An 11,517-nucleotide genomic window follows, 5' to 3' on the forward strand; every position below is an offset into this window, starting at 1 on the left:
AAGTGATCAAGATAAAAAAGGAAGTGAGCAAATGAAACTAATTGAAACACCAATCAAGAAGAATTTAGATTTAGAGTATTTTTATCCTAACATCACAAAATTTGTTTTTGGGTCCAAAGCGATTAAATTTTTTAAATTGTATGCATTAGATCGAACTCAGATTGTCTATGCCGATGCATTTGATAAGATCGATATCATCATGATCAATACTAAAAAGAAAATTACTAAAAATGAAGTGGATTATGTCATCAAAAAACTGCTGAATACGACTAGAGAAGCGGTGACTGTTCATATTGGTATTAAAAATGAAATGCAGAAAAAAGGCTATACTTTTAGTGCTCCTAGAAAAGATATCATTGTCATCCAGAAGACGGTTGATCCATCATAAAAAAGACTCCCTGTAGAAAGCTTAACACACAGCGCTCTACAAGGAGTCATTTTTAATTTTCAGTAGTTGTTTTTTTCAAAGCAAGCTTCAAATTAAGTTGCTCTTTTCTTGTTATCATTGCTAGTAGGAAAAAGATGAAGGCAAAAATAATCAGAATAAGCGAATTGAATAGAAAGCTTGTACGAAAATCATTATTGAATTGGCTAGTATTTCCAATCAAGGTACAGTTCCTCATATACCAATAACTTGGGGTAAAAGAAGCTATTTTCGTTACGATATCCGGTAAAATCTCAGCAGGCACAAATATGCCACTGACAAAAGCACTCCCTAAAATAAATACGTTATTGATCCCAGAAACCATATCTGGATTGCCAATGATTCCGCCAATGAGGTTACTGAAAGAGACCGCTAAGATAAATAATAGGAGCGTATTCAAAATAAAGTAAAAGGTGTAATAATCAAAACTACTCTTTGTAACAAACAGTACGAGACTGACAAATAGTACCCAGATGACCAAACAAAATCCAAATTGTACAAGAAACTGTTGCCGTGAAAACTTTCGTTTTGAAAAAGGAGAGCAGTTGTTTCGCTGCTTGATCTCTTTTCGGTTGAAGGCTAAACTTACTAGCGTAATCGCACTAAAAATAGTCATAAACATCGTATAGGCTAGTACACCAAACACTTTACTTGAAGCCCGATTCTTTTTCAATTGATTATAAGAAGAGTCAAAGTTGATTTTTCCAGCAGTTTTAACATTTTTTGTAGTCAATTTTATAAGGTCTGTCTCAGATTTTTCAGGAAAGGCTTCTTGATAAAATTGATATGTTGATAGGTAATTATTAATGACTGAATCTACATAAACCTGACTGAAGTTATCTGGTTTAACTTGAATCATCAAATCTGATAATTGGCCTTGCTTGAGCGAGTGAGAGAATGTTTTTGGAATTGTCAGGACATAATCAACTTTTCCAAAAAATAAAGCGTCATCGATCGTTTCTTGCGTATCTTTTAATGAGACGACATTCATCGTTTCATTTAGGTAGTTTTCTAATTGTTTCGCTATACTACCTTGATCTTTATTGAAAATGACAACATTCATTTTAGCAAGTTCAGTTTCCTTAGAATCTGTTGAAAAAGAACTTGAATAAGCAAATGATATTCCTAAACTGATCGCCAATGCAAGAACCAGAGTACCTAAGTTCTTTTTCATAATACTAAACGTAGCCTTAAAGACTGACATATTGCACTCTCCTTTCATAAATAACACTAAGTGTGATAAAGACTGCTGTCAGTATGCTTAGGTTGAGAATATTATTGTAGAAGCTGTCAATATTTTGATAATAATAAAGCTTATATAACGCCTCACTAACAAGGTTTACTGGGTTAATAGCATTTAACCAAGGCAGATGTTGATTGACTAAAAGTTTGATATCTGGAGACATCATACCAGCTAAAAAGCTACAGGTCATTTGAAAAGTTACTGCAAGTGAAATTTTTTGATTGAGTGGCACTTTTAAAAGATTACCGAACAAAACACCTAATGAGATGGCGGTAACAGCTGTTAGCGAACAAGTCAGTAAAATCAAAAGCCAGCGGTCACCAAAATCTACTCCGTAAACGAAATGACTGAATCCTAGGATAAAAAACAATTCAGTGACAAATATGGTAAAGGAAGAAGCTAAGTTAGTTAGGACAATAAACAGTTTGTTTTTTGGAGTCATACTAATGCGAATGCCATTAGCAGATTGGTTAGCTTGCTCATCATTGGCGGTAATGATCCCCCAGAACATACCGAACATACAACTCATGCCAATCAAGGTAAAGAAGAAGAAGCTTTTTTGGCTTCCTTTTGAAGCTGTTGCATTTTTTACTGAAATATAATTATTGGTTTGACCTATTTTTTCTGTAATTGATGAAGCTAAGAGCGCAGGGTTTTCTTTTTCTAAGGTGCTTAATATTGATTTACTTTGAATAAATTGATTCATAAATGAGTTCAAAACATTTTGTTGAATTGATTGTTTATTGATTGTCAGCGAGAGATTTTCAGCTGACAAAGTATAGTAACCAGCTATTTTTTCATCAAGTAAGTGCTGAGCAGCTGTTTCTTTTGATAATACGACTGACGCAAACATTTTTTGATCATTCGATTTGATTTCTTCGACTGTTTTGATAAAAAATTCCGTATTTTGAGAATCGTTATTATCACTAATGACAATTCCAACAGGGATTTTTTTCACTGTATTCAATGTATCTAAGTTACTAAATGCCGCAGTAAAAAAAAGGCCTAAGAGTAGCGGGAAGATGAGTGACCAAAATAGTAGCACTTTATTTTTTGCTTGAATCTTTAAACGATAATGATATAAATGCCAAAACACAGGATGGCTCCTTTCTAATCTCTTAATTCTCTGCCAGTTATTTCTAAAAAGACGTCATTAAGAGTTGGTTGTTGGGTATAAAAGTTACCAAATGAAATTTGATTTTCTTCTAGTAAGTGCAGTACTTGAGCAAACACTGCTTTATTTTCTTCTGTATTCAAGGTTGCAAAAACGTTGTCATACGTAATCTCGATAATACCTGGAAGCTGTAATAATTTTTCTTTTACCGCTGTAGGAAAATCAGGGATTTCGATCACAATTTTTTCGTTGACCTTGATCATACTTTTTAACTGTTCTTTAGTGCCTTCTGCTATCACTTGTCCTTTTTCGACGATTACGATGTTATTGCATAATTGTTCGACTTCTTCCATATAGTGGGTTGTATAGACGATTGTGGCACCCTGACGGTTCAGTTCTTTGATACTGTCTAAAATTTTATTTCGGCTTTGAGGATCGACTGCTACTGTGGGTTCATCCAAAAAAATAAGTTCAGGTTTATGCACGATGCCACAGGCAATATTCAGCCTGCGTTTTAAGCCACCACTTAATTTCGAAGGGAGAAAGGTGATAAAATCTTCCAGACCAACTAGTGCAATAACTTCTGTAATATACTGTTTTCTAGTTTTTTTATCGGTAATATATAGTCCACAATAATAATCGATATTCTCAATTACAGTCAACTCGTCAAAAACAGCCACTTCTTGTGGGACGATGCCGATTCTTTTTTTGATATCGTATCGAGTTGGAGACATCTTTTCTCCAAAGAGTTTGATGTCACCTTTGTCGTAAGATAGCAATGAAAGTATACAGTTGATTGCGGTTGATTTCCCGCAACCATTAGGACCAAGCAGGCCTAATATATCCCCTTGCTTTACTTTTAGGTTAAAGTGATTTAGGGCGGTTAATTTTCCATACCTTTTTACAAGATCATTTATTTCGATTATCATATGAAATTCTCCTTTTTTTCTTTATAATAGAACTATAACCTATACTATATAAAGATATAAGTGAATATTTTCCTATATCGATGTGACATTTGTCATACAATAAACGAATTTGGAGAGAATGATGGATAAATTTAAAATGCGCAATATAGTGGATAAAGTTTTTTTGTTAGGTTTATGTACAATCATCCTGATCAATCAAACGTATCAAACTGAAATGGTCCTTTTTATTTTAGTCACGATGATGCTAGATATTTTTCTTTGGGTCATTAAAAAACCAAAATTTTCTTTTTTCGGTCTTTTGACCTTGATGATTAGTGCAGCTTGGTGGTTAGAATATGCGTATTTTATTCCGATTCTTTTTTATGATGGAATGTTGGAAGAGGGAAAAAAAGTATCTCTTTTAAATAGTGGTTTGATTGTAGCTTTTCTGCTATATAGCAATGAGTACTCAACTAGTTTAAAGATGTATCTTTTGCTTTTATGCGGGCTAGCTGGATATTTGGCTGTTCTTACTACGAAAGAGTATACGCTACGAAATAATTATATTTTATTAGAAGAAGAGAACTACGAAAATAATTTTTCATTTGAAGCACATAATTCTGACTTGATCAAACAACAAGAAATAAAGATTGATTTGGAGCTTTCAAATGAACGAAATAGAATTGCTCGAGATATCCATGATAATGTAGGGCACTTACTTTCAAGCGCATTATTGCAGACAGGAGCGCTTAAAGCGATCAACCAAGAAGACAAGCTAAAACAACCATTAGATCAGCTTCAAAAAACAATCACTGAAGGAATGAATAGTATTCGAGAAAGTGTTCATGATTTACATGATGAGTCACTGAGCTTGGCATTAGCATGTCAAAATATAGTGCAAAACTTTACTTTTTGCGAGGTACAATTAATTGGGGCCTTCTCTGAACGTATCAGCAAAGAATATAAATTGGCCTGTTTAATGCTAATCAAAGAATCACTGGCTAATGTAATGAAACATAGTAATGCGGACAAAGTAGTCATTGAATTTCAAGATCATCCAGGTTTTTATAAATTAACAATAGAGGATAATGGCACTCAGAATCAAAGTAAAAATCCAAATGAAATAGGGATCGGTTTGATTGGTATGCAAGAAAGAATTAAAAAATTAGGAGGAAGATTAAGCTATCGTCGAAAAGAAATTGGCTTTTCAGTACTAGCGGTCTTGCCAAAATAAGGGGTTTAAGAAATGATTCGATTATTGATTGTAGATGATGATTTATTAGTGACCACTTCACTCAAAACAATTGTTGAAGCGAGTGGTGAAATTAGTGTAATAGGGATAGGAAACAATGCGACACAAGCGGTTGAATTGTATGAAACACTGCATCCAGATATTTTATTGATGGATATTCGGATGGGTGAGTCAACTGGAATAGAGGCTGCTACAGAGATATTAGCAAAAGAAGAACAAGCTTCTATTTTACTGTTAACGACGTTTTCAGACGATGAATATATCGTCGAAGCTCTTAGAATCGGTGTGAAAGGATATTTGTTAAAACAGGACTTAGAAGCTATTGTGCCATCAATCAAAGCAGTTAAAAATGGCCAATCCGTTTTTGGGCATACAATCATGGATCGATTGCCACAATTATTAAAAACTGAAAAAAATGGTTGTTTAGAAGAACTTAAATTGAATGAAAAAGATTTATCGATCCTCTCGTTAATTGCAGAAGGATTGAACAATAAAGAAATCGCTGAAAAAATACATTTAAGTGAGGGAACTATCAGAAATTATATCAGTAGTTTATTAGAAAAGTTAGCATTAAGAGATCGAACCCAGCTAGCTGTTTTCTACTATAAAAATATCTATGTGAAATAAACTTAATCGCTATAGTTGATGATACGGAAATTGAAAAGCAGTAGGATTTCTCTTCTATCTTTGATAAAATAAAAAGAGCAATGAAAGGGAGCGTATGTGTTGAAAGAATTGATTTATAAATATAAGGAAGTGATTTCTTATATAGCGTTTGGCGTGGCAACGACAATTGTTAACTTTGTGGTGTTTTTTATTTGTAAAGACATGTTAGGAATCGATTATAAAATCAGTAATGCAATCAGTTGGTTTTTATCTGTATTATTCGCCTTTTTTACAAACAAGTATTTTGTCTTTGGCAGTAAGCATGATGATCTAGGTTCTTTTGTTAGGGAAATACTGCTTTTTTACTGGTATCGTATTTTGTCTTTTGTTATCGATATGGCATTGATGATTTTAATGATAGAAGTTTTAAATATTTCGGATTTTTGGTCAAAAATGGCGACTCAAGTGGCAGTAGTCGTGTTGAATTACTTTTTCAGCAAGTTTTTTATTTTTAATAAGAAAACATCTTAAAAGTAGTTTTTAGTTAAAAAAATAGTTTTTTGGTATAATAGAAATTAAAATTCTAGAAAAATAAAAGGTGGTACACTGAGATGACAAAAGTTTACGATGATGACGGATTAACATTACATACGGATTTATATCAAATTAACATGATGCAAACCTACTGGCAATTAGGTAGAGCGGATTTGCATTCAGTCTTTGAATGTTATTTTCGTGAGATGCCGTTTAATCATGGCTATGCCATTTTTGCTGGTTTAGAACGATTAGTGGACTATTTAGAGAATCTAACTTTTACGGAGACAGATATTGCTTATCTTAGAGAGGTTGAAGCGTACCCTGAGGACTTTTTGACCTATCTCAAAGAATTTGAATTTAAATGCACGGTTCGCTCTGCATTAGAAGGAGATTTAGTCTTTAATAATGAACCATTGATTCAAGTAGAGGGGCCTTTAGCACAATGTCAGTTGATTGAAACTGCTTTACTGAATATGGTCAATTTTCAAACGCTGATTGCAACAAAAGCCGCTCGTATCAAATCAGTAATCGGAGAAGATCCGTTGATGGAATTTGGTACGCGTCGTGCACAAGAATTAGATGCAGCTGTTTGGGGGACTCGTGCGGCTTATATTGGTGGAGCAGACGCTACCAGTAATGTACGTGCAGGAAAGGTTTTTGGTATCCCAGTGAGCGGCACACATGCTCATTCATTAGTGCAGTCATATGGCAATGATTACGATGCCTTTACAGCTTATGCTAAAACGCATAAAGAATGCGTCTTTTTAGTGGATACCTATGATACCTTGAAATCAGGGGTACCGAGTGCTATTCGTGTCGCGAATGAAATGGGAGATAAGATCAACTTTCTTGGTGTTCGTCTTGATAGTGGTGATATGGCCTATATTTCAAAAAGAGTTCGTGAACAACTAGATGAAGCAGGATATACAGAGGCAAAAATCTACGCCTCAAATGATCTAGACGAAAACACGATATTAAGTTTAAAAATGCAAAAAGCTAAAATTGATGTTTGGGGCGTTGGTACAAAATTGATTACAGCCTATGATCAACCAGCATTGGGTGCGGTATTTAAACTTGTTTCGATCGAAGACGAAAATGGACAAATGGAAGATACGATCAAACTTTCTAGCAATGCTGAAAAAGTCACAACACCTGGCAAAAAACAGGTGTGGCGCATCACACGTAAATCAGATAAAAAATCTGAAGGGGATTATGTAACTTTATGGGATGAAGATCCTCGTGAGCAAGAGGAAATCTATATGTTCCATCCAGTGCATACCTTCATCAATAAAACCGTTAGAGATTTCGAAGCAAGAGCAGTTTTACAAGATATTTTTGTTGCTGGTAAACGTGTCTACGAAATGCCTACTCTGGAAGAAATCAAAAGTTACGCAAAAGAAAATCTTGATTCACTTTGGGAAGAATACAAACGGGACCTAAATCCTCAAAAATATCCAGTAGATTTATCAACTGAGTGCTGGAACCATAAAATGCGTTTACTGGAAAAAGTTCGAGTAGATGTAAAAGCGTTAAGTCAAGGTAAATAATAGGAGGGATTTTTATGGCGTCATTGCAAAAGGCAATTATTGAAGAATTAGGTGTAAAGCCACAAATAGATCCGCAAGAAGAGATTCGAAAAAGCATTGAATTCATGAAAAGTTATTTATATAAATACCCTTTTTTAAAGACCTTTGTACTAGGAATCAGTGGAGGGCAAGATTCTACCTTAGCTGGACGATTAGCTCAATTAACAATGGAAGAAATGCGAAGAGAAACACAAGATGAAGCCTATCAATTTGTAGCTGTTCGTTTACCTTATGGTGAGCAGGCAGATGAAGCGGATGCTAAAAAAGCGTTAGAGTTTATTCAACCAGATAATTCTTTGCGAGTAAATATCAAACCAGCGATTGATGCTTGTGTTAGCTCCTTGGAAGAATCAGAGGTTTCAATCACAGATTTTAATAAAGGGAATATGAAAGCTCGCCAAAGAATGATCGTTCAATATGCAATTGCTGGAGAAAAATCCGGTGCTGTAATCGGAACGGATCATGCAGCAGAAAATATTACTGGTTTTTACACAAAATATGGGGACGGCGGAGCGGATATTTTACCACTATTCCGCTTAAATAAACGTCAAGGGAAAGCGTTGCTGAAAGAATTAGGTTCACCAGCTGAACTGTATACTAAGATACCGACTGCTGACTTAGAAGATGACAAACCTTTAGTGGCTGATGAAGTAGCCCTTGGTGTGACGTATGATGATATTGATGACTATGTTGAAGGAAAAACGGTGTCGGATAAAGCGCGAGAAACGATAGAAGGTTGGTATAAAAAAACTCAGCATAAGCGTCATATGCCGATTTCGATTTTTGATACTTTTTGGAAGTAAGCTCTTAAGCTAGCAGGCGAATGAATAGATAATTCTAGGTGCGGCTCCTAAGTGACCATGAAAACATTGGGAGATCCGCACCAAAATAATAGAGAAAAAAGGGATGATTAGCAAATTTTTCATTGAAATCCATGCAGTCAGACATTTATACTTGACCGCACGATGTCTCACTCCAATAAGGAGTGAGTGGATCGAACTATTTTTCACTATACTGTAATCTGTAGCATGGACATTGCTCGAACACAGACAAGCAAAAAATGATAAAAAGGAAAGACTAGAATTTTAGCCTTTCTTTTTTTATATTCCATTACTAATCAAAGCACCTTCATTTTGTTCAAATGGTTAAAAAAAGTGTAAACTTAAATCAGGTGCCAGAAAAATACGCTAAAATACTCTACAATTGAAGTAATATTAGCAAGAAAAAGGTGAACGAAAGTATGAGAAAATTGTTAAAACGAAAAAGAGATATTGATAGCGAGGAGTTTCTTTCATCTGAAATAAAGCCACAATCACTAAATAATAATGATATTCGGATTCCACCAACTATAAAAGGACTATCCAATCAAGAAGTGCAACAGCTGTATGCTGAAGGAAAATACAATAATGAAGGGGAAGATCTTTCTAGAACTACAAAACAGATTATTTTAGATAATTCTTTAACACTGTTTAATTTCATCAACTTGTTTTTAGCGGCAGCTGTTTTTGCTGTAGGTTATCCTAAAAATGCTTTATTCTTCTGGATCATTATCATCAATACAGCAATTGGTGTGATTCAAGAAATTCATGCAAAGAAAACAATCGATAAATTATCGATCGTCAATAAAACTGAAGTAATGGCAGTCAGAGAAAATCAAGTGACAAAAATTTTTCAAGATGAAATAGTTTTAGGCGATGTTTTAGTTCTAACTTTAGGAAATCAAGTTCCTTCTGATGGTATTGTGCTCCAAGCGGAAGGGATGGAGGTTGATGAATCTCTTTTAACGGGTGAGTCTGATAAAATCACAAAGCAAAATGGTGACAAAATCATGAGTGGTAGTTTTATTACCTCAGGTTTAGGTTTTGTTCAAATCACAGCTGTTGGGGAAGATAACTTTGTCTCTAAGTTATCGAAAGAAGCAAAAACTGAAAAGCCATCAACTTCTGAATTGATGAATTCTCTTAATTTGTTGATTAAAGGACTGACTTTTGCAATTGTCCCAATTGGTTTGCTATTATTTTGGTCCCAATATCAATCAACGCAGTCCTTTCCGAAAACTGTTTTAGGTGTTTCAGGGGCCTTGATCAGTATGATTCCAGAAGGCTTGATGCTGTTGACCAGTGTAGCCTTTGCTGTAGGTGCTGCGAATTTAGCCAGAAAACAAACGTTGATTCAGCGTTTATCTTGTATTGAAACACTTGCTCGTGTCGACACAATTTGTTTAGATAAGACTGGAACTATTACAGATGGTAGTTTAACGTTTAAAGAATTGATTCCTCAAGCAGGTTTTCCAGCTAGTGAAATCGAGCGGGCGATGAGTGAAATGATGGCAGGCCTATCTGATCAAAATGCAACAGCTAAAGTTTTAAGAACTCGATTTCCATTAACGCAATCTAATTGGAAAGTCAAAGAAGTGATTCCATTTTCTTCTGATCGGAAATGGAGTGGTGTCACGTTTGAGGAAAAAGGTTCATTTGTAATGGGCGCACCAGAATTCATCTATTCTGATGTTCCGCAAGACTTAAAAGAGAAGTTGGCTCCTTATAACGAACAAGGAGACCGCGTCTTAATTTTAGTTCATTTTTCTGACGAATTAACGAGTCCTGTGTTGCCAACAAAAAAAGAGACGGTTGCGATCTTCATTATTGCCGATACGATTCGTGAAAATGCTGTGGACACATTTTCGTATTTTGCAAAGCAAGATGTCACTTTAAAAGTTATTTCGGGTGATAACCCTATTACGGTATCACAAATAGCTAAACAAGCGGGAATCGCTGGGGCAGAAAATTTTGTCGATATGAGCAAAATTTCAGAAGACGCTGATTTCAAAGAATTAGTTGAAAAAACAACCGTCTTTGGTCGAGTGACTCCTTATCAAAAAAGAGAATTGATTCAAGCTTTAAAACAAAATGGCCATACAACTTGTATGACAGGAGACGGAGTTAATGATATTCTTTCACTACGAGAAGCGGATGTAAGTGTCGCAATGGCTAGCGGAAGCGATGCGGCTCGAGCGGTATCCGATGTTGTGCTGCTTAATTCTGACTTTAGTTCGATGATCCAAGTTTTGAATGAAGGTCGAAGAGTGATCAATAATATTGAACGGGTGGCGTCGATGTACATGGTAAAAACAATTTACTCAGCTATATTGGCGGTCACATTCATCTTTTTATTTTTGCCTTATCCATTTGCGCCACTACAATTAACGCCGATCAATACACTAACAGTTGGTATTCCTTCCTTTATTTTGGCATTAGAGCCTAATTATCAACGAATAAAAGGTCATTTTTTAACAAATATCTTGCGTATTTCAGTGCCAGGAGCTTTGACGGTGGTCTTCAATATTTTAGTGTTACAATTGGCAGGTATTTTGTTTGAACTATCACATCAAGAGGTGTCGACAATGTGCGTGCTGCTTACAGGTTGTGTAGGATTCCAAGTATTACTGAGAGCTGCTAGACCATTAGATTTGAAAAAGCAATTAATGATCGGTATGCTTTTAATCGCTTTTATTGCTTGTTTCTTATTCTTCGGAGACTTCTTTATGCTGACACCTTTATTTACAAGAAATGTTTTCTTCTACTTGCCATTGATTCTGGGAAGTCGCTCGATCTTTAACTATATCTCTTTGTTTATGACAAGAGCGATCTATGAAGTTGAAAAAAGAAAAGAGCATAGAAAAAACAAAAAAACTAAACGAGTGATTTAACACGATAAAAGCCAGGACGAATTAATGTCCTGGCTTTTTTAACAAATATTTCTAATAAAGAATGACAATCATTTTCATTTAAGCCCTTTGACTTTGTTATTTCTTTCGCAAAGCGTAGTCTTAAGTTAGAAAAGGAAA

Annotated in this window: 10 protein-coding genes; 7 read left to right on the forward strand and 3 right to left on the reverse strand. The window is 35.0% G+C overall.

The annotated features are described in order from the left end of the window. The first annotated feature begins 31 nt into the window (after window positions 1-31). A complete protein-coding gene (locus BCR24_RS06780) occupies window positions 32-388 on the forward strand; it encodes a DUF1827 family protein (RefSeq protein WP_069639800.1) in 357 nt (118 codons plus the stop codon). A gap of 52 nt (window positions 389-440) precedes the next feature. Here BCR24_RS06780 and BCR24_RS06785 read toward each other — a convergent pair whose 3' ends face one another. Genes BCR24_RS06785 through BCR24_RS06795 form a run of 3 tightly spaced genes read right to left on the reverse strand, consistent with a single transcriptional unit; the run spans window position 441 to window position 3,710 of the window. Then, window positions 441-1,628, reverse strand: a complete 1,188-nt coding sequence (locus tag BCR24_RS06785; RefSeq protein ID WP_069639801.1) for an ABC transporter permease — start codon at window positions 1,626-1,628, stop codon at window positions 441-443. Continuing rightward, window positions 1,615-2,763 carry an ABC transporter permease gene (locus tag BCR24_RS06790; RefSeq protein ID WP_069639802.1) on the reverse strand — a complete coding sequence of 383 codons (1,149 nt, stop codon included), beginning with the start codon at window positions 2,761-2,763 and terminating at the stop codon, window positions 1,615-1,617. Before BCR24_RS06790 ends, BCR24_RS06785 begins: the two co-directional genes overlap by 14 nt. A 14-nt stretch (window positions 2,764-2,777) precedes the next feature. Continuing rightward, window positions 2,778-3,710, reverse strand: coding sequence for an ABC transporter ATP-binding protein (locus BCR24_RS06795; protein WP_069639803.1), 933 nt, complete (start codon window positions 3,708-3,710; stop codon window positions 2,778-2,780). A 121-nt stretch (window positions 3,711-3,831) separates the two neighbouring features. Here BCR24_RS06795 and BCR24_RS06800 point away from each other — a divergent pair, with 121 nt between their 5' ends. The 6 genes from BCR24_RS06800 to BCR24_RS06825 all read left to right on the forward strand — a co-directional run bounded on the left by BCR24_RS06800 (window position 3,832) and on the right by BCR24_RS06825 (window position 11,379). Next, window positions 3,832-4,923 carry a sensor histidine kinase gene (locus tag BCR24_RS06800; protein WP_069639804.1) on the forward strand — a complete coding sequence of 364 codons (1,092 nt, stop codon included), beginning with the start codon at window positions 3,832-3,834 and terminating at the stop codon, window positions 4,921-4,923. A gap of 12 nt (window positions 4,924-4,935) precedes the next feature. Next, window positions 4,936-5,568 (forward strand): response regulator, encoded by a 633-nt coding sequence (locus tag BCR24_RS06805; protein WP_204638579.1) that lies wholly within the window; start codon window positions 4,936-4,938, stop codon window positions 5,566-5,568. Window positions 5,569-5,667: 99 nt separating this feature from the next. Beyond that, a complete protein-coding gene (locus tag BCR24_RS06810) occupies window positions 5,668-6,078 on the forward strand; it encodes a GtrA family protein (protein ID WP_069639805.1) in 411 nt (136 codons plus the stop codon). A gap of 80 nt (window positions 6,079-6,158) precedes the next feature. Then, entirely contained in the window at window positions 6,159-7,631 is a 1,473-nt protein-coding gene (locus BCR24_RS06815; RefSeq protein ID WP_069639806.1) for a nicotinate phosphoribosyltransferase, read from the forward strand. Window positions 7,632-7,645: 14 nt separating this feature from the next. After that, entirely contained in the window at window positions 7,646-8,473 is an 828-nt protein-coding gene (nadE, locus tag BCR24_RS06820) for an ammonia-dependent NAD(+) synthetase (RefSeq protein ID WP_069639807.1), read from the forward strand. A gap of 437 nt (window positions 8,474-8,910) precedes the next feature. Then, the gene (locus BCR24_RS06825; RefSeq protein WP_069639808.1) at window positions 8,911-11,379 is read left to right on the forward strand and encodes an HAD-IC family P-type ATPase; all 2,469 of its coding nucleotides are present in this window, start codon (window positions 8,911-8,913) and stop codon (window positions 11,377-11,379) included. Window positions 11,380-11,517 lie beyond the last annotated feature (138 nt).

The organism is Enterococcus ureilyticus (assembly GCF_001730315.1).
Lineage (GTDB): Bacteria > Bacillota > Bacilli > Lactobacillales > Enterococcaceae > Enterococcus_L > Enterococcus_L ureilyticus.